Source organism: Streptomyces sp. NPDC012510 (assembly GCF_042955065.1).
GTDB lineage: Bacteria > Actinomycetota > Actinomycetes > Streptomycetales > Streptomycetaceae > Streptomyces.
On the sequence record NZ_JBIBEN010000033.1, the window covers coordinates 64,283 to 89,268 of the forward strand.

18 protein-coding genes are annotated in these 24,986 nt (G+C 70.2%); 7 read left to right on the forward strand and 11 right to left on the reverse strand.

All coding sequences use genetic code 11. From position 1 onward, the window contains the following. Positions 1–52: 52 nt before the first annotated feature. From ACFY9I_RS39005 to ACFY9I_RS39020, 4 genes are all read right to left on the reverse strand, one after another. Positions 53–1,603, reverse strand: a complete 1,551-nt coding sequence (locus ACFY9I_RS39005) for a GMC family oxidoreductase N-terminal domain-containing protein (RefSeq protein ID WP_391011286.1) — start codon at positions 1,601–1,603, stop codon at positions 53–55. A gap of 57 nt (positions 1,604–1,660) precedes the next feature. Beyond that, a complete protein-coding gene (locus ACFY9I_RS39010) occupies positions 1,661–3,259 on the reverse strand; it encodes an amino acid permease (RefSeq protein WP_391011289.1) in 1,599 nt (532 codons plus the stop codon). A 196-nt stretch (positions 3,260–3,455) separates the two neighbouring features. Beyond that, positions 3,456–4,922 carry an aldehyde dehydrogenase family protein gene (locus ACFY9I_RS39015; RefSeq protein WP_391011292.1) on the reverse strand — a complete coding sequence of 489 codons (1,467 nt, stop codon included), beginning with the start codon at positions 4,920–4,922 and terminating at the stop codon, positions 3,456–3,458. An 842-nt stretch (positions 4,923–5,764) separates the two neighbouring features. After that, on the reverse strand, positions 5,765–6,346 hold the full coding sequence (locus tag ACFY9I_RS39020; protein WP_391011295.1) for a hypothetical protein: 582 nt from the start codon (positions 6,344–6,346) through the stop codon (positions 5,765–5,767). A gap of 421 nt (positions 6,347–6,767) precedes the next feature. Here ACFY9I_RS39020 and ACFY9I_RS39025 point away from each other — a divergent pair, with 421 nt between their 5' ends. The 4 genes from ACFY9I_RS39025 (at position 6,768) to ACFY9I_RS39040 (ending at position 11,352) form a co-directional block, all read left to right on the forward strand. Continuing rightward, a complete protein-coding gene (locus ACFY9I_RS39025; protein ID WP_391011298.1) occupies positions 6,768–9,638 on the forward strand; it encodes a nitrate- and nitrite sensing domain-containing protein in 2,871 nt (956 codons plus the stop codon). Continuing rightward, positions 9,635–10,072 (forward strand): roadblock/LC7 domain-containing protein, encoded by a 438-nt coding sequence (locus ACFY9I_RS39030; protein WP_391011301.1) that lies wholly within the window; start codon positions 9,635–9,637, stop codon positions 10,070–10,072. The genes ACFY9I_RS39025 and ACFY9I_RS39030 overlap by 4 nt, the downstream gene beginning before the upstream one ends. A gap of 9 nt (positions 10,073–10,081) precedes the next feature. After that, entirely contained in the window at positions 10,082–10,477 is a 396-nt protein-coding gene (locus ACFY9I_RS39035) for a DUF742 domain-containing protein (protein WP_046706880.1), read from the forward strand. Positions 10,478–10,746: 269 nt separating this feature from the next. Beyond that, positions 10,747–11,352, forward strand: coding sequence for an ATP/GTP-binding protein (locus ACFY9I_RS39040; protein ID WP_391011304.1), 606 nt, complete (start codon positions 10,747–10,749; stop codon positions 11,350–11,352). Between the two features lie 110 nt (positions 11,353–11,462). On the opposite strand, the gene glpK is transcribed toward ACFY9I_RS39040, so the two are convergent. The 4 genes from glpK to ACFY9I_RS39060 all read right to left on the reverse strand — a co-directional run bounded on the left by glpK (position 11,463) and on the right by ACFY9I_RS39060 (position 15,991). After that, positions 11,463–12,983: a glycerol kinase GlpK gene (glpK, locus tag ACFY9I_RS39045; RefSeq protein WP_391011307.1), complete on the reverse strand. Its 1,521-nt coding sequence runs from the start codon at positions 12,981–12,983 to the stop codon at positions 11,463–11,465. A gap of 30 nt (positions 12,984–13,013) precedes the next feature. Then, positions 13,014–13,799 (reverse strand): aquaporin, encoded by a 786-nt coding sequence (locus tag ACFY9I_RS39050; RefSeq protein ID WP_391011310.1) that lies wholly within the window; start codon positions 13,797–13,799, stop codon positions 13,014–13,016. A gap of 579 nt (positions 13,800–14,378) precedes the next feature. Next, positions 14,379–15,569 carry a lipid-transfer protein gene (locus ACFY9I_RS39055; RefSeq protein WP_391011335.1) on the reverse strand — a complete coding sequence of 397 codons (1,191 nt, stop codon included), beginning with the start codon at positions 15,567–15,569 and terminating at the stop codon, positions 14,379–14,381. Beyond that, complete coding sequence (locus tag ACFY9I_RS39060) at positions 15,566–15,991, reverse strand: Zn-ribbon domain-containing OB-fold protein (RefSeq protein WP_391011338.1); 426 nt, start codon at positions 15,989–15,991, stop codon at positions 15,566–15,568. The genes ACFY9I_RS39055 and ACFY9I_RS39060 overlap by 4 nt, the downstream gene beginning before the upstream one ends. A 260-nt stretch (positions 15,992–16,251) precedes the next feature. Here ACFY9I_RS39060 and ACFY9I_RS39065 point away from each other — a divergent pair, with 260 nt between their 5' ends. Beyond that, positions 16,252–16,788, forward strand: a complete 537-nt coding sequence (locus ACFY9I_RS39065) for an NUDIX domain-containing protein (protein ID WP_391011313.1) — start codon at positions 16,252–16,254, stop codon at positions 16,786–16,788. A gap of 45 nt (positions 16,789–16,833) precedes the next feature. On the opposite strand, the gene ACFY9I_RS39070 is transcribed toward ACFY9I_RS39065, so the two are convergent. Next, positions 16,834–19,200, reverse strand: a complete 2,367-nt coding sequence (locus tag ACFY9I_RS39070; protein WP_391011316.1) for a TIM-barrel domain-containing protein — start codon at positions 19,198–19,200, stop codon at positions 16,834–16,836. Between the two features lie 213 nt (positions 19,201–19,413). On the opposite strand from ACFY9I_RS39070, the gene ACFY9I_RS39075 reads away from it, so the two are divergent. Both ACFY9I_RS39075 and ACFY9I_RS39080 read left to right on the forward strand, forming a co-directional pair. Continuing rightward, positions 19,414–21,381 carry an acetoacetate--CoA ligase gene (locus ACFY9I_RS39075; protein ID WP_391011319.1) on the forward strand — a complete coding sequence of 656 codons (1,968 nt, stop codon included), beginning with the start codon at positions 19,414–19,416 and terminating at the stop codon, positions 21,379–21,381. A 79-nt stretch (positions 21,382–21,460) separates the two neighbouring features. Then, complete coding sequence (locus ACFY9I_RS39080; protein ID WP_391011322.1) at positions 21,461–22,369, forward strand: hypothetical protein; 909 nt, start codon at positions 21,461–21,463, stop codon at positions 22,367–22,369. 61 nt (positions 22,370–22,430) lie between these two features. On the opposite strand, the gene ptsP is transcribed toward ACFY9I_RS39080, so the two are convergent. Both ptsP and ACFY9I_RS39090 read right to left on the reverse strand, forming a co-directional pair. Further along, positions 22,431–24,101: a phosphoenolpyruvate--protein phosphotransferase gene (gene ptsP / locus ACFY9I_RS39085; protein WP_391011324.1), complete on the reverse strand. Its 1,671-nt coding sequence runs from the start codon at positions 24,099–24,101 to the stop codon at positions 22,431–22,433. A gap of 74 nt (positions 24,102–24,175) precedes the next feature. Next, on the reverse strand, positions 24,176–24,625 hold the full coding sequence (locus ACFY9I_RS39090) for a glucose PTS transporter subunit IIA (RefSeq protein ID WP_391011327.1): 450 nt from the start codon (positions 24,623–24,625) through the stop codon (positions 24,176–24,178). Between the last annotated feature and the right edge of the window lie 361 nt (positions 24,626–24,986).

Here is a 24,986-nt window from a genome sequence, read left to right on the forward strand (position 1 = left end):
GACCAGCCTGAACGGACCTGCAGTCGCCCCACGCCCCCAGGCACCCCACCTCTCAGGCGTCGGCTGTCAAAAGATCCGCACACTTCTCGCCGATCATCATCGTCGTGATGCACGGATTCACGGTCACCAGATCCGGCATCACCGACCCGTCCGCCACCCGCAACCCCTCGACCCCCTTGACCCGCAACCGCGCGTCCAGCGGGGCCGAGGCGTCCTCCTCCGCACCCATCTTCACCGTGCAGGCAGGGTGGTAGACGGTGTTGTGGGTCTTGCGGATGTAGTCGAACAGTTCCTCGTCGGTCCGTACGTCCGGCCCGGGCGCCAACTCGGCCCCGACCCAGCCGCTCAGCGCAGGCTGCGCCGCGATCTGCCGGGCGAGCAGAAGGCCGTACGTCATCACGCGCACATCGTGCTCGTGCGTGAAGTACCGCGGGTCGACCTTCGGCTTGTCCCGGTAGTCCCGGGTGCGCAGCCGCACGGTGCCCCTGGACTTCGCGCGGGTCACGTTCGGCGTCAGACAGAACGCGTTCTCGGACGTGGGGTAGCCGTGCCGGGCCGTGTTCATGTCGAAAGGCACCGACCCGTAGTGGAACATCAGGTCCGGCCGGTCCAGGCCCGGCTCGGTGTCGTAGAACACGCCCGCCTCCCACCACTGGTTGGACGTGGTGGGCATCGGCCGGGCGGCCTCCCACATGATGACGCCCTCGGGGTGGTCCTGGAGGTTCTCACCGACGCCCGCCGAGTCCACGACCACGTCGACCCCCACCTCGCGCAGGTGTTCGGCGGGGCCGATGCCCGACAGCATCAGGATCTTCGGGGTGTCGATGGCACCGCAGGAGACGATGACCTCGCGCCGGGCGCGTACCGTCCGGGTGTGGATGAGGTCGGGGTCCAGGTACTCGGCGCCGACGCAGCGCCGCCCGTCCAGCACCAGCTTCTTGGCGCGGACCCCGGTCCGTACCTCCAGGTTCCGGCGCCTGCCCATGATCGGGTGCAGATACGCCACCGACGAGGACTGCCGGATGTTGTTCTCGTCCGAGTTGATCTGGAACCAGTTGGCGCCCCGGATCACCGTCGTGCCGGTGTTGAAGGGCGTTGTCGGGATACCCGCCTGGGCGCACGCCTCCAGCAGGGCGGTGCCGCACGGGTCCTCGCTCTTGATCGTGCGGAGCTTCACCGGGCCGGTGCGCCCGTGGTGGTCACCGGGCGCGTCGTTGGTCTCCAGCCGCTGGTAGAGGGGGAAGAGGTCGGCCGCGGACCAGCCGGTGCAGCCCCCGGCCGCCCAGTCGTCGAGGTCCTCCGCCGGAGCCCAGAAGGCGATGCAGGAGTTGTGGGAGGAACAGCCACCGAGGACCTTCGCTCTGGCGTGGCGCATGAAGCTGTTGCCGCTGGCCTGCGGCTCGACCGGATAGTCCCAGTCGTAGCCGGACTCCAGCAGGCCCATCCAGCGTTCCAGTTTCAGGACGTCTTCGTCGCCGACGTCACTGGGCCCCGCCTCCAGTACGCACACCGTGACCGACGGATCCTCGGAGAGCCGGGCCGCCACCACGTTTCCCGCGGTGCCGCCGCCGACCACGACATAGTCGAACTCATCTGCGTTCATGGGGAGTTGGTCTCCTTGTGTTGCTGTGCTGCCTCGTGTCTTGGAGGGGGCCGGTTCTCAGTCGGCGGCCGGGGAGGCGACGGCCGTGGCAGGCGGTGCGGGCGGCGCGGGCGGAGTGGTGCCGGCCTCGGCGACCACGCGGTGCTCGGCGAGCACGCCCGTCTTGTGCCGCTGGATGAACCAGTAGTAGGCGAAGCCGCCGCCGGCGATGATCCCGACGAAGAGGACCGCGCCCCACTGCAGATACCAGTGGAACGGGGCGGTCGCGTTGTAGACCGAGGCGCGCGGCCAGATCAGGTTGAGGGTCATGCCCGCGCCCCACAGCACGGCCAGGACGTTGACGAGGACGCCCCAACGGCCGAGCGAGAACCTGCCGTCCCCGGCGGGCTGCCACTTGCCGCGCAGCCGCGCCACCAGCATCGGCACCGTGACACCCAGGTAGGCCAAATAGATCATGATGATGCCGATGCTGGTCACCACGGTGAAGATCTGCGGCTGGCGGATGTTGACCACGAGGATCGCCAGTGCGAGGACGCCGATGACGACGGTCGGCAGGATCGGCGTCTGGAAGCGCGGATGGATCTTGGCGAGCTTCGACGACGCGGGCAGGTTGTTGTCCCGGGCCATCGCGAAGGCCAGCCGGATCGCGGCGGTGTGCACGGCCAACGCGCAGACGGTGACCGCGATCAGGACGCACCACAGCATCGCCTTGCCGGCCGTCGGGCCGAGCACGTTGAGCACGACGTACTGCAGTCCGTCGGTCGAGAGCCGCTCGCCCTTCAGACTGGACACGCTCATCAGCGCCAGCAGCAGAATGAGACCGCCGAGGACGAACGAAGCGATGATCGCCCGGATGATCGCGCGCGGCGCGTTCCGGGTGGGGTCCAGCGACTCCTCGCCGAGCGAGGCGGCGGTGTCGAAGCCGTACATGACGTACGCGGAGGCGAGCGAGGCCACGAGGAAGGCGCCGAGGTATCCGGTGCCGTAGCCCTCGCCGGTGCCGTTCGTCTCCAGGACCACCTGCGGGCCGCGCGTGATGTGGACCGCGAACAGCACGATCAGTACGACGGTGGCGATCAACTCGATGAACACGCCCGCCGTGTTGATCCGGGCCATCAGCTTGACGCCGAAGGCGTTCACCAGGGTGGTGAAGAGGATCAACACCGCGGCCAGGATGACCGCGTTGGTCGCCACGTCATACGTTCCCGTGCCGTCCCCGACGATCTGGAACACGTCGGAGATCTGCGGCAGCGTCAGCTGGTAGGCGAGCGCGACCGCGGCGATCGACACGATCGAGGCGGTCAGCATCATCCAGCCGGCGAGCCAGCCCAGGTGCGGATTGCCGATCTTCTTCGACCAGTTGTAGACGGACCCCGCGACGGGGTAGCGGGCCGCCAGCTCCGCGAAACAGAGCGCGACCATGAACTGGCCGACGAACACCATCGGCCACGACCACCAGTAGGCGGGGCCGCCACTGCCGTAGCCGAAGTAGAACAACTGGAAGGTGCCGGTGAGGATCGAGATGTAGCTGATCCCGGCGGCGAAGGTGTGGAAGTTGCCGAGGGTGCGCTTGAGTTCCGGCTTGTATCCGAACTCGGTCAGTTCTGTGTCGTCGGAGTTGTTTTTTGGTCCGGTGGGTTGCTCGATGGTCGTCATGAGCGGACTCCTGGTGGGCCTTGGGGAGGAGGGGGGAGCGGCTCTTGCGGGTGCCGAGAACTGTGCGAGGAAGGTGCCGGGTGCCGGGTGCCGGTGGGGGAGTGGCGGAGGCGAGTTGCCTGCGTACGCTCGACTGCCCTTCGTCAGAAGGAATTCAGCACAAGGGATTCAGCACCCGGGCTGCAGCACACGGGCTTCAGCTGAACCAGCCCTGGGGTGAAGGGTCCGTGTTCCGCCAGATGTGCTTCGCCTCGCGGTACTCGGCGAGCCCCGAGGGCCCGAGTTCACGGCCGAATCCGGACTGCTTGAAACCGCCCCACTCGGCCTGCGGCACATACGGGTGGTAGTCGTTGATCCACACCGTGCCGAGCCGCAGCCGGGCCGCGACCCGCTGGGCCCTGGCCTCGTCAGTCGTCCATACGGCGCCGGCCAGACCGTAGATGGTGTCGTTGGCCAGCCGTACCGCCTCGTCCTCGGTGCTGAACCGTTCCACCGTCAGCACCGGCCCGAACGACTCCTCCTGGACCACGAACATCGTGCTGGTGCACTCGTCCAGGACGGTCGGCAGATAGTAGAAGCCCTTGTCGTACGCGTCACCGCTCGGGCGCTCGCCGCCGCAGCGCAGCACGGCGCCCTCGGCGATGCCCTGGGCGACGTACTCCTCGACCTTGGCGCGATGGGCCGCCGAGATCAGCGGCCCGGTCTGCGCCGACACATCGAACGGGCCGCCGAGACGGATCTCCTTCGCCCGGCGGACGACCTCGTCGACGAACCTGTCGTGCAGCGAGTCCTCCACCAGCAGTCGTGCACCCGCCGAGCACACCTGGCCGGAGTGCAGGAACACGGCGGTCAGGGCCATGTCGACAGCCGTGTCGAAGTCGGCGTCGGCGAAGACGATGTTCGGGTTCTTGCCGCCGAGCTCCAGCGCGACCTTCTTCACGCTCGCCGCGGCGTTGGCCATCAGCCGCCGACCGGTCTGCAGACCACCGGTGAAGGAGACCAGGTCCACGTCCGGGTGATCGGAGAGCGGGGCACCCGCCTCGGGGCCGGCGCCGAGAACCAGATTGGCCACACCGGCCGGCAGCCCGGCCTCCTCCAGCAGGCGCATCAGATGGATCGCCGTGTGCGGGGTCAGCTCGCTGGGCTTCAGAACGAAGGTGTTGCCGGCCGCGAGTGCCGGGGCGACCTTCCAGGCCGTCTGCAGCAGCGGGTAGTTCCAGGGGGTGATCAGCGCGCACACCCCGACCGGCTCGTGGACGACCCGGCTGTCGACGCCCGCCTGGCCGGTGTCCACGACGCGGCCCGTCTCGGCGGTGGCCGCGTGCCCGAAGTAGCGGAAGCAGTTCGCGATGTCGTCGATGTCGTACTCGCTCTCCACCAGCCGCTTGCCGGTGTCGAGGGACTCGGCGCGGGCGAGCGCGTCCTTGTCGCGCACGAGGAGGTCGGCGACGCGCAGCAGCAGGTCGCCACGGTCGGCGGGGGCGGTGGTGGGCCAGGGGCCCTCGTCGAAGGCGCGACGTGCGGCCGCGATCGCCTCCACGGTGTCCTTGGCGCCGGCCTCGTCGACGACCGCGACCAGGTTGCCGTCGGCGGGACAGCGAATCTCACGGGTCCGCCCGTCGAGTGCGGCTCGCCACGCTCCGCCGATGAAAAGTTCGGGCATGTCTCTCGTTCCTCCTGGTCAGCGCCGTACGGCAGGCGCCTTCACGGTTGGGCACCTAACCGGGAGGCCGCGTTCTATGCCTAGAACGAGGCCTAATGTGACGGTCGACACGCCTGGTCGGAAACCTGGACATCCGAGGGGGCCGCCCTCAGCCTCCGCAGCGGCCACTCCTGGAAGATCCCGGTGTGGTGTTCGGTGGGCACCAGCACACCATCCTTCCGGCACGGGCGCGACGCCATCGCCGGTGCGTACGTTCACAGGCCTCGAAGTCCTGCTCGTTCACCCGGTGGAGAGCCGCACCGCCTTGGTGGCGTCCGCCGGACTCCACGCACTCCGGCGCGTACAGCCAGTCGCATTCCAGGATCGTGCTGTCGTTCGCGAGCGGGAACACGAGTGCAGGGCCATGTCGTCCGGTGCGTGGCTGCTGAAAGTCCGTCGGCTTCACGTGCCGTCGACGGTGAGGCTTTGGAACTCGCCACCGAGCAACCGTGCGTCGTTCCGGACGGAACCTGTTCGCCGGACACACGGTGGTGGACATAGGGCGCTGCTCCCCTTCCGGTCCGACCGGTACGGCACCCGCCCCGGTCGCCAGAGGACACCGCGACCCTGGCACCGTCCGTGTCACCGAAGGCCGACCGCGTGGAAGCGCGGTGCCGTGCCGCCGCACGAGCCGGCGGATACGGTTCCCGGCCCGGTCGAACCGGCCGACTGCTGCGCCCTCTTCGAGCGCGGGGGTTGGGCCCTGTCGGAACCGACGACCAGCTGACGCCCCGTCCGGAGGGGCGGACCATACGGCACTTGGCCCGCCCCGGCCGCCTCGCACGAGAGACGGCTGCCCGGTGCTACGGGTGCGACAGCCGCCCGGCCCCACCGCGCCGACGTATCCGCTCCTGCGTGCGCTCCGCCGCCCTCGCCGCGCGACGGACCCGGCGCCGCTCGCGCCGCAGCGAACGCGCCGTGCTGCTGGGTGTCGACACCACGCCGTTGCGCTGCTTCCACACCTGGCGGGTCACCCATACGTCGAGCGCACCCCACGTCGCCGCGATGGTGCTCACCACGCTGCTCAGCACCATCGGGAACGCCAGCCAGGAACCGGCCAGCGTGCACAGGAACGCCACCATCGCCTGCAGCAGTGTCACCGCGATGATGAGGACCGCGCGCACCGCCGCGGTCCGTACCGGATCGGGCAGCCTCCGCTTACGTGCCGGCTCCTCGATCCACAAAGGCCGGTAATCCACCCGTTCTTCGTCTCCACGGGTGGAGATCCGCCGTTCCTCCACCGCCACAGCCTCCACCGCCACAGCCTCCCCCGCCACAGCCTCCCCCGTCAGCAAGCCGTGCTCCGGTGCCTGAGCGCCCTTCGGCGCCCTTTCCGGCGCCTCCGCGCCGCCCCCGGGCGCCACGCGCCGCTCCGCCGTGCCCATCAACCCGTCACTCCCCACCGCCGGTGGACCAACTCCGCTCCGGATCCTGAGACCCGGCCCTCCACTGGTGCCCGACTTCACCTGGTTCACGCCGCCTGCAGGCGGCATGCGGGGCCTGTGGCTCTTTCCACCAGCCCATTCCCGTACAGAAAGACGATCGACGTCCGTCGAAGATTCCCATGGAACGAAAGAATCCGGCCAACCGGCCGACTTCTCCGACGGGATGTCATGGGTCCAACTGCCCGGGAGGAGGAGGCAATCTCACCCAATGACCGGACAACTCCCCATGTCTGGTTGGACGCTGACGCCGAGTGCGTTCGGTCGGCTCTTCGAGATACCTGTGTGTCGGTAGTAGGCTCACGCCGTTTGTTGACGCACATGTGTGCCCCCGGGCCTGGCGGGGGTCGAGCTGGGGGAGGCCATGCGCTTTCGCGGGAAATCGATCCGCAGGAAGATCGTGGCGCTGCTGCTCGTGCCCCTCGTGGCACTGACCGGTGTCTGGACGTTCGCCACGGTGCTGACGGGCCGTGAGGCGAGCGACCTCTTCAGGGTGGCGGACATCGTGGAGCAGGTCGGCTTCCCCACCGAGGACACCATCCGTGTGCTCCAGCAGGAACGCCGTCAGACCCTCGTCCACCTCGCCGACCCGAAGGCATCCGGGGCCCGCACGGCCCTCGAACGAAGCCGGTCGGCCACCGACGAAGCCGTCGACGCGTTTCGCGTACACGCACAGGACTCCGAACTGCGGGACGAGATGGGCGAGTCCACCTCGTTGCGGGTCACGGCGATCCTGGACGCCCTCGACGGTCTGCCGTCCCTGCGCAAGGGCGTCGAGAACGGCACCGTCACCGGCACCAAGGCCCTCAACCACTACAACAAGCTCGTCGACCCCTGTTTCGCCCTGCTGACCAACCTCCCCGCCCTCGACAGCGTGGAGATGGACAAGCAGGGCCGCGCCCTGGTCAACGTCGCCCGCGCCCGCGAACTCCTGTCCCGCGAGGACGCGCTGCTCAGCTCCGTGCTCGTCGCGAACCGGATCACCCGTCGCGAGATCCGCGACTTCTCCGACCTCGTGGCGCAGCGGACCCTGATGTACGACATCAGCCTGCCGCAGCTACCCGCATCCGAGCGCGACCGCTTCCACGGCTACTGGAGGAACGCCAAGACCGCGCCGCTGCGCTCGGTCGAACAGGCCGTCATCGACTCCGCGCCCGGCAGGCCCACCGGCGTCACGGCGAAGAGCTGGGACACCGCGGTCGAACCCGTCCTCTCCGACCTCCGGGACCTCGGCGTCGAGGCGGGCGACCGTCACCAGGACCGCGTACGGCCCCTGGTCACCGACATCATCCTCCAGGCAGCCGTCGCCGGAGCCCTCGGACTCTTCGCTCTGCTGGTCTCGCTCTTCATGTCCGTCCGTATCGGCCGCGTCCTCATCCGCGACCTGCGTCGGCTCCGCCAGGAAGCGCACGAGACCGCCGGGGTACGGCTGCCCAGCGTGATGCGCCGGCTCGCCGCGGGCGAACAGGTCGACGTGGAGACCGAGGTGCCGCGCCTGGAGTACGACAAGAACGAGATCGGCGAGGTCAGCCAGGCCCTCAACACCCTGCAGCGGGCCGCCGTCGAGGCCGCCGTCAAGCAGTCCGAACTCCGCAGCGGCATCTCCGAGGTGTTCGTCAACCTCGCCCGCCGCAGCCAGGTCCTGCTCCACAAGCAGCTCACCCTCCTCGACACCATGGAACGCCGGACCGAGGACACCGACGAACTCGCCGACCTGTTCCGCCTGGACCACCTGACCACTCGCATGCGCCGGCACGCCGAGGGTCTGGTCATCCTCTCCGGCGCCGCCCCGTCCCGGCAGTGGCGCAAGCCCATCCAGCTCATGGACGTCGTGCGAGCGGCCGTCGCCGAGGTCGAGGACTACGAGCGCATCGAGGTCCGCCGACTGCCCCGGGTCGCCGTGACCGGCCCCGCCGTCGCCGACCTCACCCACCTGGTGGCCGAACTCCTGGAGAACGCCACGGTGTTCTCACCCCCGCACACCGCAGTGCAGGTGCTCGGCGAACGCGTCGCCAACGGCTTCACCCTGGAGATCCACGACAGGGGCCTCGGTATGTCGGCCGAGGCGCTCCTGGACGCCAACCTCAAGCTCGCCGAGACCCCCGACTTCGAACTCTCCGACACCGACCGGCTCGGTCTCTTCGTGGTCAGCCGGCTCGCCCAGCGGCAGAAGGTCCGCGTCTCCCTCCAGCCGTCCCCGTACGGCGGCACCACGGCCGTGGTGTTCATCCCCGACGCCCTGCTCACCGACGACGTCCCCGACACCAACGGCATCGGCTTCCGCCTCGACCGCGCCCACCCCACCCGTGAGGCCGAACTGGAAGAGGAGCGCAACGCCGCCCTCTCCCAGGTGCCGGTCCGGCTTCCCGGGCTTTCCGCCGGCATCCTGGACGGCCCGGTGGAGCTGGAGGCCCCGGTCGACATGGAACCCCTGGGCGGTTTCCCCGGCGCACTCGAGGACGAGGACGTCGAGCGGGGTGGGCTGTTCCGGCCCCGCCGTTCCCTCACCGGCGTCACCGACGGACAGGGACCGCGCGAGGGTGAGGGACCGCAGACGCCCTTCACCGACCCCGATCCCACCGTCGGTCCCGTACCGCTGCCGCAGCGCCGCACCCCGCATCTCGTCAGCTCGCACGGCCGTTCGGTGAGCGGGCCCCGGTCGAGGCACGCGGACGACGAGGCGTTGCAGGGCCGCGCGGCGGGAACGGAGGGGCTCGCCGACACACGCCCGCTCACCGCCCTGCGCGGTGACCGCGCCGAGCCACCGGTGCACCCCGGCAGCGACCGCACCGCACCCGCGCCTCTCCCCGGCGCCCACCGCGCCGGAGCCCTGCCCCCCGACGGGCACGAGGGCCCCGCCCTGCCGCAGCGCCGTCGTACGGGCCCGTCCGGTGGCGCGGTCCCGACAGCCTCGCAGTACGGTGTGGGGGTGCCCACCCCGCGTGCGGACACGACGACCGGCCAGGCAGAATCGGCTCCGAGCCCACTGCCCCGCCGCGTCCGACAGGCCAGTCTGGCACCGCAGTTGAAAGACGGCCCCGACCGGCGTGCCGAACGTGAGAGGTCCCGCCCCGAACGGCGCCCGGACACGGCCGAACGCGACGCCGACGAGGTACGCAGCCGTATGGCCTCGCTCCAACGGGGTTGGCAGCGCGGCCGCGAGGAGAACGCCGAGGGCGACGACGCCCAGGACGTCGCAGCACGACGAGGAACGACTAAGGGGGACGGTCGATGACCGCACCGAAGGCCGAAGGGCCCACCGCGACCGGTACGTCCGGGGAACTGAACTGGCTCCTGGACGACCTGGTGGAGCGTGTCGCCAGCATCCGCAAGGCGCTCGTGCTCTCCAGCGACGGACTGCCCACGGGCGTCTCCAAGGACCTCACCAGAGAGGACAGCGAGCACCTGGCCGCCGTCTCCTCCGGCTTCCACAGCCTCGCCAAGGGCGTCGGCCGTCACTTCGAGGCGGGCAGCGTCCGGCAGACCGTCGTCGAACTCGACGATGCCTTCCTCTTCGTCACGGCCGCCGGCGACGGCAGTTGCCTCGCCGTCCTCGCGGCCGCCGACGCGGACATCGGCCAGGTCGCCTACGAGATGACGCTCCTGGTCAAGCGGGTCGGCGTACATCTGGGCTCCGCCCCGCGCACCGATCTGTCCCAGGGCGGGTAGTGGGATGGCATGAGCCGAGACGGTCAGGGAAGAAGCCACTGGTTCGACGACGAAGCCGGACCAGTGGTGCGCCCGTACGCGATGACACGCGGCCGGACCAATCACGCGATCCAGCACCGCCTCGACCTGATCGCCGTGGTGGTCACGGAACCGCACGTCGACGACCCGGAGGAGGACCACTCCCTCTCCCCCGAGCACGTCCGCATCGTCGAGCTCTGCCGTGACACCCCCCAGTCGGTGGCCGAACTCGCTGCCGAACTGGACCTGCCCGTCGGAGTGGTCCGCGTCCTCGTCGGAGACCTCGTGGACGAGGAACTCGTCCACGTGACCCGCCCCGTACCGCCCGCCGAGCTGGTGGACGAGAGTATTCTCCGCGACGTGATCAACGGCCTCAGGGCGCTCTGAGCGGCGCGGAAGCGGAGGGGACACGTGACGGGCCGGCGATCGCGCCATACGGCATGGCCGACGGCGCACCCGGAGGCTCGGGTGTTCGACCGGGTGGGGCGCGCGGACGGCGGCGTCGTGGAACCCGGCGGAGGTGATCCGGTCGTGGAACCCGGCGGGCGTGACTCGGCGGACGTCGGACCCGGCGACGTAACTGGGCATCGAAACACCGGGCGGCGGAGACTACGGCTCACCGTCGCGCGACTACCATCCAGCAGGAGAAGAGACCGATGATCCTCGGGCGCACTGAGCGCGGCAAACCTCCGGTCGAGCCCGTCACGCTCAAGATCCTCGTGGCCGGCGGCTTCGGCGTGGGCAAGACGACCTGCGTCGGCGCGGTCAGCGAGATCAAGCCGCTGCGCACCGAGGAGGTGCTCACCGAGGCGGGCCGCCCGGTCGACGACATCAGCGGTGTCGAGAGCAAGACGACCACCACGGTGGCCATGGACTTCGGGCGCATCACCCTCCGCGAGGACCTCGTCCTGTACCTGTTCGGGACGCCCGGCCAGGACCGCTTCTGGTTCCTCTGGGACGAACTCGCCTCCGGCGCCCTGGGCGCCGTGGTGCTCGCCGACACACGCCGCCTGGAGGACTGCTTCGCCGCCGTCGACTACTTCGAGCGACGCTCCATACCCTTCGTGATCGGCGTCAACTGCTTCGCGGGCGCCGCGCGTTACCCGGCCGAGACCGTCCGCAGGGCGCTCGACCTCGACCCCGACGTTCCGGTCGTGCTGTGCGACGCGCGCCAGCGGGACTCGGTCAAGGAAGTCCTGGTCGCCGTCGTCCGCCACGCGATGGCGTACGCCTCGGAGCACCGCCAGTCCGTCAGCACCTGAGGCACGGCCCGTACCCCCGCCGACAGGGGTACGGGCCGCGGTCCCGGTCGCGCGCGTGGACCCTGGTGACGGGGATCGACGCGCACGCGCGTGTGGGCGTGGACCTGGTCTCAGTTCACGCCGTCCTCGTGCCAGCCGAGGCTCTTCTCCACCGCCTTGCGCCAGTTGTGGTACTCGCGGTCACGGGCCGAGGACTGCATCGACGGCGTCCACTCGACGTCCTTCCGCCAGTGCGACTTCAGCTCGTCGAGGTCGTTCCACACCCCGGTCGCGAGCCCCGCCGCGTAGGCGGCGCCCAGACAGGTCGTCTCTGACACCTTCGGACGGATCACCGGCACGTCCAGCACGTCCGCCTGATGCTGCATCAGCAGGTTGTTCCTGGTCATGCCGCCGTCGACCTTGAGGGTCGTGATGCGCACACCGGAGTCCTGGAACATGGCGTCCACGACCTCGCGGGTCTGCCAGCTCGTCGCTTCCAGCACCGCGCGCGCGAGATGCGCCTTCGTGACGTACCGCGTCAGCCCGGTGACGACACCGCGCGCGTCGGAGCGCCAGTAGGGGGCGAACAGGCCCGAGAACGCGGGCACGATGTACGCCCCGCCGTTGTCGTCGACGCTCGCCGCCAGCGGCTCGATCTCGTCGGCGGTACGGATGATGCCGAGCTGGTCGCGGAACCACTGCACCAGGGCGCCCGTGATGGCGATCGACCCTTCCAGGCAGTACACCGGCGCCTCGTCACCGATCTTGTAGCCCATGGTGGTGAGCAGCCCGTTCTTCGACGGCACGGGCCTGTTCCCGGTGTTGAGCAGCAGGAAGCTGCCGGTGCCGTAGGTGTTCTTCGCGGTGCCGACGTCGTAGCAGGCCTGTCCGAACACCGCCGCCTGCTGGTCGCCGAGCGCCGACGCGACGGGGACACCCGCGAGGGGGCCCACGGCGGTGCCGTACACCTCCGCCGAGGACCGGATCTCCGGGAGGACCGCCTCGGGGACGTTCATCGCCGACAGGATCGCGGTGTCCCACTGGAGCGTCTCCAGGTTCATCAGCATGGTGCGCCCGGCGTTGGTGACGTCGGTGACGTGCCGTCCGCCGTCCGTGCCGCCCGTCAGGTTCCAGATCAGCCAGGAGTCGATCGTGCCGAACGCGATCTCCCCGCGCTCCGCACGGGCCCTGAGCCCCGGCACGTTGTCCAGCAGCCAGGCGGCCTTCGGGCCGGAGAAGTAGCTGGCCAGCGGCAGGCCGGTCTGCTCACGGAATCGATCCTGTCCGTCCGCGCCGCCGAGCTCGTTGCAGAGGGCGGAGGTACGGGTGTCCTGCCAGACGATCGCGTTGTGCACCGGCTTGCCCGTGGCGCGGTCCCACAGGACCGTGGTCTCCCGCTGGTTGGTGATGCCGAGCGCGCTGATCTGGTCCGCGCGCAGGCCCGCTTTGGCGATCGCCCCGGCGACCACCGCCTGCACCTTCGACCAGATCTCCGTGGCGTCGTGCTCCACCCAGCCGGGCTTGGGGAAGATCTGGCGGTGCTCACGCTGGTCGACGGCGACGATGGCGCCGCCGTGGTCGAAGATGATGCAGCGGCTCGAGGTGGTGCCCTGGTCGATGGCGGCGACGTACTTCTGGGCGTTGTCCGGCATGACATCCCCTCACGTCTTACGTCGGTTGCGTCAGAAGGCTGCGTTGTAGATGAGGCCCGCGAGGACGCCGCCGACCAGGGGGCCGACGACCGGGATCCAGGCGTACCCCCAGTCGGAGGTGCCCTTGTTCGGGATCGGCAGGCAGGTGTGCACGATGCGCGGACCGAGGTCACGGGCCGGGTTGATCGCGTAGCCGGTGGGCCCGCCCAGGGAGAGGCCGATGCCGACCACCAGGAACGACACCAGCAGCACCGAGATGCCGGAGCCGTAGATCCCGGCCTCCTCGCCCGGGATCTGACCGATGCCGATGCCCGTGTTCCGGCCGAAGGCGAGAATCGGCAGGACCAGCGCGATGGTCGCGATGATCTCCGTGATGAGGTTGGCGACCGGGTTCCTGATCTCGGGGATGGTGGAGAAGATCCCGAGCGTCGGCGTCGGCTCGTTCGCCGTGCCCTCCGTGGTGCCCTCCTTGCGGACGTTGGCCTGGAACTGCGCGAGATAGACGAGGTAGGCGAGGACCGCGCCGATCATCGCGCCGACCAATTGGCCGAGCAGATACACCCAGACCGTGTCCCAGGTCTTCGTGTCGACCGCGATCCCCATCGTCACCGCGGGGTTGAGGTGGCCGCCGGACAGGGGAGCGGCGGTATACGCGCCCGCCAGCACGGCGAAGCCCCAGCCGAACGCGATGACGATCCAGCCCGATGCCCTCGCCTTCGAGAACCTGAGAGTGACGGCGGCGCACACACCGGCGCCGAAGAGAATCAGGATCGCCGTTCCTATGACTTCGCCGACGAATATGTCTCCGTTGCTCATGGCGGCTCCTTGGCCCCGGCCCGGAGCGATCGACCCCGGACCTTCCGTGCAGGGTGCGTTCCCATGGCTACTTCAGCCGAAGGCAGGGAGGTTTCCGCGCCCCGCCCGGCGTCCGTGACGAGTGTGCCGTCGCGGCCGGATCACCCGTGGGGGATGGCCCGTCACGCAGGCGGGGAGTCCGAGCGGCGCAGTGCGCAAAGACGCCCGAACGCGGCGATGCCGACCGACACCGGCAGTGTTCACCGGCACCCAGGGGGCGTCAAGAACACGGACGACAACCGTTGAGGGCGGCCACGGAGCGCACACCCCCGCGCGGGGCGGGCTATGGGCCCGGTTGCCCGCTCCACCGGAACGGACGCGGCAGAAGCGCGACAGAAGCGCGACAGGGGCCGCGCCGGCGACCTCGGCATGTGTGGCAGCAGTCCCGTCTCCCGTACGGCGTCCCACAGCGCCACCAGCCGCCACCAGCCGCGACCGGTCCGCTCAGGGGCGGCCAGTGCCGCGCCGAACACGTGCACATGCAGGGGCGGCAACGCCTCCCGCAGGACGGCAACTCGAACCGCCGACGCGGTCGGCCAATCACCGGACCGCGATCACCGCCGAACCATGCCCGAACAGCCCCTGATTGGCGCTGATTCCGACCCGCGCCCCGACGACCTGCCGGTCGGCCGCCTCGCCCCGCAACTGCCACGCCAACTCGCACACCTGGGCTATCGCCTGCGCCGGAACCGCTTCCCCGAAGGAGGCCAGACCCCCACTGGCGTTCACCGGTACGCGTCCGCCCGGCGCCGTCGCGCCGTCCCGCAACAACTTCGCGGCCTCGCCCTCACCACACAGCCCCAGATCCTCGTACCACTGCAACTCCAGCGCCGTGGACAGGTCGTAGACCTCGGCGAACGAGAGGTCCTCGGGCCCGACACCCGCCTCCTCGTACGCGGCCCGTGCGATCGACGCCCGGAACGTCTCGTCCGGCGGCGCCACCGCGACCGCCGAATCCGTCGCGATGTCCGGCAGATCAAGCACCGTGTGGGGATAGCGGGGCGTCACTGTGGACACCGCCCGTATCCGCACCGGCTCGGAGACGCCGCGCCGCCGCGCGAACTCCACGCTGGACAGCACGAGCGCCGCACCACCGTCGGAGGTCGCGCAGATGTCCAGTAACCGCAGCGGATCGGCGACGACGGCGGAGGCCGCGACCTCTTCTGCGGTGACCCGCCGGCGATAGCGCGCGTACGGGTTGAGCGCCCCCAGCGCGGAGTTCTTCACCTTGACCCGCGCGAAGTCCTCCGGAGTGTCCCCGTGCACCGCCATCCGTCGCCGCGCGTACAGCCCGAAGTACGTCGGATTGGTGGCCCCGAGGATCCGGAACCGCAGCCAGTCCGGATCGTCCGCCCGATCCCCGCCCGCAGGCCGGAAGAAGCCCTTCGGAGCCGAGTCGGCACCCACGACGAGCACCACGTCCGCGAGCCCGGCGAGGATCTGGGCCCGCGCGGTGGCCACCGCCTGTGCCCCGGACGCACAGGCCGCGTACACACTCGTGACCCTGGCCCCCTGCCAACCCAGGGCCTTCGCGAAGGTCGCCCCCGCCACGTACCCCGGGTAACCGCCCCGGACGGTGTCCGCTCCCACGATCGAGCCGACGTCCCGCCAGTCGACGCCCGCGTCTGCCAGTGCCGCACGCGCGGCCACCGTCCCGTACTCGACGAAGCTCTTCCCCCACTTGCCCCACGGGTGCATGCCCGCGCCGAGCACCGCCACGTCGCCCGTCACACCGTCACCCCCGTCGGCCGCCAGCACCATGTCGTCCAGACCGTCTCCGCGTCCTCGTTCAGCACACCGGGGACGACCTCCACCTCCATGCCCACCCGCAGATCCGCGACGGCGACCCCGGGAACCGCCTGCCCCAGCACCACGAGACGCTCCGCGGCCAATTCCACAGCGATCAACGCGTACGGCTCCCACGGAAGTTCCGGATCGGACACATAGGGTGACGGTGGTCGGTACCGGCCGTCGGTGTACGACCACACGCGGCCCCGCCGAGACAGCGGTACCTCGCGCAGGTCGCCGCCCGGGCAGCCCGGATTGCGACAGGCGGTGTCCTCTCGGGGGAAGAACACCGAGGCGCACACCGAGCAGCTCGTGCCGAGCAGATGGAACCCGTCGCCCTCCCCGGTGAACCAGCCGGCGACCACAGGTGTGCGATTTCGCGTCAAAATCCCTCCCAGGCCATTGATCTGATGGATCGTCAGGAGTTTGACACGGGCAAGCCGAATTGGGCAGGGCTCGCGAGAACCAAGAAGGCCCGGCCGACGTCGGAGTATCAGGAGGACCGGCCGGGGCCCACGGGGGTGGTTCCGGCCGGCCCTCACCCGGCGGCGGGCCCGCGGCGCGGTGTGGCACATCGAGCGGCCCCCGCGGGACGACCAGAAGATGATCGGATACAGTCCGCCGCGTGTCCGCAAATCAACACCCACCCGCCAACTCCGCACCCGACTCGCACTGTTCGAGTTGCGGAGCGCCCTATGGAGAGGGCGTTTCCGGCTGGCCCCGCACCTGCGGCGCCTGCCACGCCGTGGCCTACCGCAATCCGCTCCCCGTCGCGGTGGCCCTCCAGCCCGTGTACGACACCAAGGGCACGGCCCTTGTCGTGATCACACGGACCATCGCCCCCGCGCGCGGGGGGACCGCCCTGCCCGGCGGATTCATCGACCACCGGGAGGACTGGCGGCACGCCGTCGTCCGTGAACTCAAGGAGGAGACGGGCATCTGCGCGGCCGACCGCGACGTACGCCTCGCCGACGCCATGAGCTCCCCCGACGGCCATCTGCTCCTCTTCGGCCTGCTTCCCGAGCGTCCGGCGGCCAACCTGCCGCCGTCCGCCGCCACCGACGAGACGGAGGGCTGGCACCTGCTGCGCCGACCCACCGAACTCGCCTTCCCGCTGCACACCCTGGCCGTACAGGCGTTCTTCGACGGCCGCTACGTCTGAGCCGAGACCACGCCTGAGCCGTACCACGCCTGAGTCGGAACAGGCTCACTCCCGGTCGAGCCCCCGTACCCGCACGGGGTACGAAGGCTCGACCGGCCCCTCGTCCCCGTCCCGCTCCACGACCACACGCCGCCCTTCCCAGCGTGCCGAGTAACGCTCGACCTCCGGCTCGTCCCAGCCGTCGCCCGCGTCCGGCACCACGAGCCCGCCCCCCGTCCGCCCGCGCGCGGGTGCCCACACCTCCAGCTCCAGGCCGCCGTCGGCGCCCCGGACCGGCAACACGGCACCCGCGCGCGCGAGTACCGGGACACGCGACAGGGGCGCCTCCAACGACACCTGACCCGGCCCCTCGTACACCTGTCCGGTCACCGTGTCGTACCAACGGCCCCGGGGCAGCGGCACCGCACGCCGGTCCGCCCCCGGAACCAGCACCGGCGCCACCAGCAGACAGTCACCCAGCAGGAAGGCGTCCTCGCAGTCCCGCAGCGTCCGGTCATCGGGCGCGTCCCACCACAGCGGGCGCACATACGGCGCACCCGTACGGCGCGCCAGATGGGCCAGTGTCATGAAGTACGGCAACAGCCGCCGCCGCTCCACGAGCGCCACGCGCGCGTGCTCGACGATCTCGCCCCCGAACTCCCACGGCTCCCGACGCCCCGCCCGCAGACTCGCGTGCGTACGGAACAGCGGCAGATACGCGCCGAGCTGGAACCACCGCAGATACAGCTCCGGCGACGGACTCCCGTCGAACCCGCCCACGTCCGGACCCGAGTACGGCACCCCGCACAGACCCAGCCCCAGCACCAGCGACACAGAAGCCCGCAGTCCGGGCCAGCCCGTGGCCACGTCCCCGGACCACGTGCCCCCGTAGCGCTGCATACCGGCCCACCCGGAGCGCGAGAACACGAACGGCCGCTCCTGCGGGACCAACTCGCGCAGCCCCTCGTACCCGGCGCGGGCCATGCACAACGCGTAGACGTTGTGCGCCTCACGATGATCACCACCCCGGCCCTCCAGATCGTGCAGGACCGACCGGGGCAACGTGTTCTCACCGAACGCCGTGAACGACGTCGGCTCGTTCATGTCGTGCCAGAACCCGGCGAAGCCCTGCGCCAGCCGCTCCGCGTACAGACCGCCCCACCACGTGCGCGTACGCGCACGCGTGAAGTCCGGAAAGACCGACACCCCGGGCCACACCAGGCCCTCCACGACCTGGCCGGCGGCATCCCGCACGAAAGCGTCCTCGGCCGTACCACCGTCGAACACCGCGTTTCCCGGCAGCGCCTTGACCGCCGCGTCGACGATCGACACCAGCCGGATCCCGTCGCGACGCAACTCCTCGGCGAGAGCGGGCAGCTTCGGGAAGTTCTCCGCGTCGACGGTGAAGACCTGATGGGCGTCGTAGTGGTCGATGTCCAGGTGGATCGCGTCGAGTGGCAGACCGTGCTCCCGGTAGCCCGCGACGATCCGCCGCACCTCCCGCTCACTGCCGAAACCCCATCGCGCGTGATGATGCCCCAACGCCCACGCGGGCGGCAGCGCCGGAGCCCCCGTGAGCGCGGCCCAGGCGTGCAGCACGCGCGCGGGGGTGCCGACCATCACCCAACAGCGCAGCGGGCCGCCGTCCATCCGCAGCTCCGACGTCCCAGGCCGATCGTGCCCCGACCCCGCGCCCTCCTCGCCCTCGCGCAACGTCACCGTGCCGTCCCACGTCGTGTCGTGGAACACCAGATGCGTCGCCGCGTCGGCCACCACCATCTGCACCGGCATCGTGATGTACAGCGGATCGTCACCGGGAGCGAACGCGCGACCCTGATCCGTGTTCCACAGCCGATACGTGCCACCACGCAGCCGGGGACCACCCGCACGCCCGCCCAGACCGAAGAACCGCGCGTCGGCCGTCACCTCCGACCGCTGCACCCACCGAGCTTCGCCCCCACCGACCGGCTCCCACCACCGGGGCGGCAGATCACGCCGCAGCGTCACCCCACCGGGCGTACAGACCTCGACCGCTCCGTGCCGCGACACGACCACCGTCACGCGCTCGGCCACGACCCGCCAGGCGCCGTCCTTGTCCGGCTCCAGAACAGCCCGCGGATCCGGGTCGGGGCACCGACCGGCAAGCGCGTACGACGGCTCCGGCCCGGCCCCGTCCCAGCCCCAGAAGACCGCTCCGTGCACATCGACGGTGACCCGCAACTCGGACCGGCTGAACCGGACCGTCCCGCCGCCGGGCCCCGGCTCCACGCCCACCACGAGGCCGGGCACCCGGGCCCGCTCGGCGCCCCGCGCCGGCAAACCGGCGGCGTCGGCACGCCTCCTGCGCCACGCGGCCCGCACGGTGCGCAGCCCCTGAGCCACCCCCGTCGAACCGATCGCCTTCACCGAACGCACCAGGTCACGACCGTCCATGCTGCTCACCCTGCCACCGACCGGGCCGTTCGTGTGAACCGTTCAACTTCCGTTCACCCGCAGTGGCGGCACATCTTCACTTAACCGTCCGTCCGGCGCTCACCCTGGTGCGGAAGTCGATCACATGGCATCGTCCCTGTCAGCCGCGTCACGCGCATACCCGTGCCCGTGCGCGCCCCAGGCACACGACGCGCACAGTCCGGGAGCCACTCCATGACCTCAGCGAACCCCTCGCCGCTCTGGCAGCCGGACGCGGACCGCATCGCCCGGGCCCGGATCACCCAGTTCCAGTCCTGGGCCGCCGAGCACCACGGAGCCCCTGCCGAGGGCGGATACCCGGCCCTGCACCGCTGGTCCGTCGACGAACTCGAGACGTTCTGGAAGGCCGTCACCGAGTGGTTCGACGTACGGTTCTCCGCCCCCTACGCGCGCGTGCTCGGCGATCCCGCCATGCCCGGCGCCCAGTGGTTCCCCGGAGCCACCCTCAACTACGCCGAACACGCCCTCCGCGCGGCCGACACCCGCGCCGACGAACCGGCCCTGCTCCACGTCGACGAGACCCACGAACCCCGCCCGGTGACCTGGTCGGAGCTGCGCCGCCAGGTCGGCTCCCTCGCCGCCGAACTCCGCGTCCTCGGCGTACGCCCCGGAGACCGCGTCAGCGGCTACCTCCCGAACATCCCCGAGGCCGTCGTCGCCCTCCTCGCCACAGCCGCCGTCGGCGGCGTCTGGACCTCCTGCGCCCCCGACTTCGGCGCCCGCAGCGTCCTGGACCGCTTCCAACAGATCGAACCCACCGTCCTGTTCACCGTCGACGGCTACCGCTACGGCGGCAAGGAGCACGACCGCCGCGACGTCGTCGCCGAACTCCGCCGCGAACTGCCCACCCTGCGCGCCGTCGTCCACATCCCACTCCTCGGCACCGGGGCTCCCGAAGGCGCCCTGGAATGGTCCGCCGTGACCTCCGCGGACGTACACCCCACCTTCGAACAGGTCCCGTTCGACCACCCCCTGTGGGTGCTCTACTCCTCCGGTACCACCGGCCTCCCCAAGGCCATCGTCCAGTCCCAGGGCGGCATCCTCGTCGAACACCTCAAACAACTCGGCCTGCACTGCGACCTCGGCCCCCAGGACCGCTTCTTCTGGTACACCTCCACCGGCTGGATGATGTGGAACTTCCTCGTCTCCGGCCTCCTCACCGGCACCACGATCGTTCTGTACGACGGCAGCCCCGGGTACCCCGACACCGGCGCCCAGTGGCGCGTGGCCGAACGCACCGCCGCCACCCTCTTCGGTACCTCCGCCGCTTACGTCATGGCCTGCCGCAAGGCCGACATCCACCCCGGACGCGACTACGACCTCTCCCGCGTCCAGTGCGTCGGCACCACCGGCTCCCCGCTCCCGCCCGACGGCTTCCGCTGGCTCCACGACGAGGTCCGCGAGGACCTCTGGATCGCGTCCGTCAGCGGCGGCACCGACGTCTGCTCCTGCTTCGCGGGAGCCGTTCCCACACTCCCGGTCCACATCGGCGAACTCCAGGCCCCCTGCCTCGGCACCGACCTGCAGTCCTGGGATCCCAGCGGCGAACGCCTCATCGACGAGGTCGGCGAACTCGTCGTCACCAACCCCATGCCGTCCATGCCGATCCACTTCTGGAACGACCCCGACGGCACCCGCTACCACGACAGTTACTTCGACACCTACCCCGGCGTCTGGCGCCACGGCGACTGGATCACCCTCACCTCCCGAGGTTCCGTCCAGATCCACGGCCGCTCCGACTCCACGCTCAACCGCCAGGGCGTCCGCATGGGTTCGGCCGACATCTACGAAGCCGTGGAACGCCTCCCCGAGATCAAGGAATCCCTCGTCATCGGCGTCGAACAGCCCGACGGAGGCTACTGGATGCCGCTCTTCGTCCAACTCGCCCCCGGAGCGGCTCTCGACGAGGCCCTCCTGACGCGCATCAAACAGACCATCCGTGAACAGCTCTCCCCACGCCACGTCCCCGACGAAGTCATCGAAGTCCCCGGCGTCCCCCACACCCTCACCGGCAAACGCATCGAGGTCCCCATCAAACGCCTCCTCCAGGGCACCCCCCTGGAAAAGGCCGTCAACCCGGGTTCCATCGACAACCTCGACCTCCTGCGCTTCTACGAGGACCTGGCCCGCAAACGGGCCTGACCCTCGGACGAGCCCGCGTTGTCAGTGCCCGCGATTACCGTGAGTGAGCATTGATCGACCGCTCGCACAGGGGGAAGACATGGCACACACCAGCCACCAGAGCATGCGACGCGTCCTGCGCCGCGAGATCACCGGCACCATCGGCCTGCTGGCCGACGAGCACGACTTCACCGCGATGCGGCGCTACCGCAGCTTCACCTTCGACGACCACACGACCTACCTCCAGCAAGTGGAAGCCCTGCTCAGGACACTCGCCGCGCAGGGCAACCACACCACGGTCGCCCTCTTCGACCCCGAGGAGTACGCCGAGTTCTGCGCCGACACCGGCCTCGAACCCGACACCCCAGCCAGCCGCACCCGCTTCACCGCCGAACTCGCCGCCACAGGCGCCAGCCTCCCGTACGAGGGACAGCCCCTCACCGAGCTCGTCCCCGAACTCATCGACGAAGCCGTCCGCCTCGCCACCTGGGAGTACGCCACCACGTTCCTCGCCCAGATCGGTGACTGCGCCTCCTGCGGAGAGGACATCGGCCGCGCCTCGTTCGCCCGCGCCATGCACTTGCTCAAGCGCATCCTCGACACTGCCGGCCCCGGCGAGCGCCACCTCGTCTGCAGTGTCTCGGCCCGCCCCCAGGCACTCGCGGCTGTCCTCCACGCCGACCAGAACGCCGATGGAGCCACCGAACTCGACGAGTCCGAGGCACTGGAGTTCGCCACGATCCTGGCCCTCGGCCTCGCCACCCGCAGCCCCGGTGGGCTCGTCATGCGCACCACCGCCCCGGACGCGACCGACCGCGTCTACGGCTGGCGCCTGCACGGCGACGGTCTCGCACCCCTCACCGCGGGCGAGGTCTTCGACGCCTACTGCACCGACATTGACTCCGGGGACCTCGTCTCCCCGGAGTCCGGCGTCGACTACTGCACCCCACCCGACCTCGGCGACGACCTCCGCCAAGGCGGCACGGCCACGGACGGACACACCCACTGAACGCGGGGGGCGCTCCACCCGCGGGTGGAGCGCCCCCTGGCACCAGCCGATCGTCGCGGCGCTACTCGCCCGACAGCACCGCCTGCGCAGCGCTGCGCGCCTCCTCGGCCGTGTCCGCCGCACGCGCGGCAGCCGCCGCCCGCTCGCACTGCGCCAGCGTGTACTTCGCCAGCGTCGCCCGCACATAGGGAATCGACGCCGCACCCATGGACAGGGAGGTGATCCCCAGACCGGTCAGCACACAAGCGAGCAGCGGATCCGACGCCGCCTCACCGCAGACCCCACAGCTCTTGCCCTCGGCCTTCGCCGCCTCGGCGGACAGCGCCACGAGGTCGAGCAACGCGGGCTGCCACGGATCCTGCAGCCGGGACACCGCACCCACCTGCCGGTCGGCCGCGAACGTGTACTGCGCGAGGTCGTTCGTCCCGAGGGACAGGAACTCGACCTCCTGCAGGATCGAGCGCGCCCGCAGCGCCGCAGACGGGATCTCCACCATGGCACCGAACTTGGCCCGCAGCCCCGCCTCACGACAGGCGTCGGCGAACGCCTTCGCGTCCGTGCGGTCCGCGACCATCGGCGCCATGACCTCCAGGTACACCGGCAGGCCCTCGGCTGCCTTGGCGAGCGCGGTCAGCTGCGTCCGCAGCACCTCGGGGTGGTCGAGCAGCGTCCGCAGCCCACGCACACCGAGTGCCGGGTTCGGCTCGTCCGCCGGGGTCAGGAAGTCCAGCGGCTTGTCGGCGCCGGCGTCGAGCACCCGCACGACCACACGTCCCTCGGGGAAGGCCTCCAGTACCTGCCGGTACGCCTGGACCTGCTTCTCCTCGGACGGCGCCGACTTGCTGTCGTCCAAGAACAGGAACTCGGTACGGAAGAGCCCGACGCCCTCGGCCCCGGCCTCCACGGCCGCCGGCACATCGGCGGGACCGCCCACATTGGCCAGCAGCGGCACCTTGTGCCCGTCGGAGGTCGCCCCCGGCCCACTGGAAGCGGCCAGCGCGGCCTTCCGTGCCGCCGCGGCGGCCTCCAGCTCGGACTTCTTCTCCGCACTCGGGTTCACGAAGATCTCACCGGTGCTGCCGTCCACGGCGATCACCGTGCCCTCGGCCAGTTCCCCGGCTCCCGGCAGCGCCACCACGGCTGGCACTCCGAGCGCCCGAGCAAGGATCGCGCTGTGGCTCGTCGGCCCACCCTCCTCGGTGACAAAACCGAGGACGAGGGTCGGGTCCAGCAACGCCGTGTCCGCGGGTGCCAGGTCACGAGCGATGAGCACATACGGCTCGTCGCTGTCCGGCACACCCGGCATCGGGACCCCGAGGAGCCGCGCGACGATACGATTCCGCACGTCATCGAGGTCCGCCACCCGGCCCGCGAGGTACTCGCCGGCCCCTGCCAGCAGGGCGCGGTACGCGGCGAACGCGTCGTAGACAGCGCGCTCCGCCGTGCTCCCCACGGCGATACGTCGCTCCACATCCGCCATCAGCTCGGGATCCTGCGCCATCAGGGCCTGGGCCTCCAGCACCGCCTGAGCCTCACCCCCGGCCAGATTGCCTCGCGCCATCAGATCGGCGGCCACCGCGTCCACGGCCTTGCGCGCACGCCCTTGCTCGCGCTCCGCATCTTGGGCCGGGATCTGTTTGGCGGGCGGCTCCAGCACCGCCGTTCCCATGTGCCGAACCTCGCCGATCGCCACACCGTGGCTCACACCGACGCCTCGCAGCGTTGTCTCCATCTCACCTGTCTCCGATAGTGCGGCGGGGCCCGCCGCAGTGGTTGTGGAACTTGCGGTCCGGTACGGCGCTGACCTCACTGCCAGCCGAAGAGTGTGTCGCCGGCCTTCACTTCGCCGGTGTCGCGGAGTTCGGAGAGGGAGTCGGCCGTGGCCTCCAACGCCACGACCGGGCAGACCGGGGACTTGCCCGAGGCTTCGACGGCCGCAGGGTCCCAGCGCACCACGGACTGGCCGCGCCGCACGGTGTCGCCCTTGTTGACGAGGAGCTCGAAGCCCTCACCGTTCAGCTGCACGGTGTCGATGCCGAGGTGCGTGAGCACACCGTGCCCCTCGCCGTCGACCACGACGAACGCGTGCGGGTGCAGGGAGACGATCACTCCGTCGAGGGGGGACACGGCGTCCCCCGCCTCACGCACCGGGTCGATGGCCATGCCAGGGCCGACCATCGCTCCCGAGAAGACGGGATCCGGTACCGCGGTCAGTCCGATGGCGCGTCCTGCGAGAGGGGACGTCACGGTGGTCATGGGAAGCCTCCCAGGGTGGAGATCTAGATGAAGTACCCGTTCCGCACGATAGCTGCGCGTTAGAGGTCTAGACCACCCCTCCGAGTGATTTGCACCCGCTCCACGGCCCCCTGTACAGTCGTACTCCTGCCCGGGGGCGAGCGACACTTGCTTGGTGTCCGAACCCGGCAGCACCAAACTCGCTCAGATCCTATCTCGGGGTCACCTTCTGCATGTCTGCAGAATGGTGGTCAGGAGGCCGGAAAAACACTGATAGAGTTTGGAACACCGAAGGGAAGCGCCCGGAGGAAAGCCCGAGGAAGTAGCTCGGGTGAGTACAAAGGAAGCGTCCGTTCCTTGAGAACTCAACAGCGTGCCAAAA

Coding starts and splice junctions, on each gene's coding strand:
- ACFY9I_RS39005 (WP_391011286.1), bottom strand. CDS start 1,603: ATGAACGCAGATGAGTTCGACTATGTCGTGGTCGGCGGCGGCACCGCG.
- ACFY9I_RS39010 (WP_391011289.1), bottom strand. CDS start 3,259: ATGACGACCATCGAGCAACCCACCGGACCAAAAAACAACTCCGACGAC.
- ACFY9I_RS39015 (WP_391011292.1), bottom strand. CDS start 4,922: ATGCCCGAACTTTTCATCGGCGGAGCGTGGCGAGCCGCACTCGACGGG.
- ACFY9I_RS39020 (WP_391011295.1), bottom strand. CDS start 6,346: ATGGGCACGGCGGAGCGGCGCGTGGCGCCCGGGGGCGGCGCGGAGGCG.
- ACFY9I_RS39025 (WP_391011298.1), top strand. CDS start 6,768: ATGCGCTTTCGCGGGAAATCGATCCGCAGGAAGATCGTGGCGCTGCTG.
- ACFY9I_RS39030 (WP_391011301.1), top strand. CDS start 9,635: ATGACCGCACCGAAGGCCGAAGGGCCCACCGCGACCGGTACGTCCGGG.
- ACFY9I_RS39035 (WP_046706880.1), top strand. CDS start 10,082: ATGAGCCGAGACGGTCAGGGAAGAAGCCACTGGTTCGACGACGAAGCC.
- ACFY9I_RS39040 (WP_391011304.1), top strand. CDS start 10,747: ATGATCCTCGGGCGCACTGAGCGCGGCAAACCTCCGGTCGAGCCCGTC.
- glpK (WP_391011307.1), bottom strand. CDS start 12,983: ATGCCGGACAACGCCCAGAAGTACGTCGCCGCCATCGACCAGGGCACC.
- ACFY9I_RS39050 (WP_391011310.1), bottom strand. CDS start 13,799: ATGAGCAACGGAGACATATTCGTCGGCGAAGTCATAGGAACGGCGATC.
- ACFY9I_RS39070 (WP_391011316.1), bottom strand. CDS start 19,200: ATGGACGGTCGTGACCTGGTGCGTTCGGTGAAGGCGATCGGTTCGACG.
- ACFY9I_RS39075 (WP_391011319.1), top strand. CDS start 19,414: ATGACCTCAGCGAACCCCTCGCCGCTCTGGCAGCCGGACGCGGACCGC.
- ACFY9I_RS39080 (WP_391011322.1), top strand. CDS start 21,461: ATGGCACACACCAGCCACCAGAGCATGCGACGCGTCCTGCGCCGCGAG.
- ptsP (WP_391011324.1), bottom strand. CDS start 24,101: ATGGAGACAACGCTGCGAGGCGTCGGTGTGAGCCACGGTGTGGCGATC.
- ACFY9I_RS39090 (WP_391011327.1), bottom strand. CDS start 24,625: ATGACCACCGTGACGTCCCCTCTCGCAGGACGCGCCATCGGACTGACC.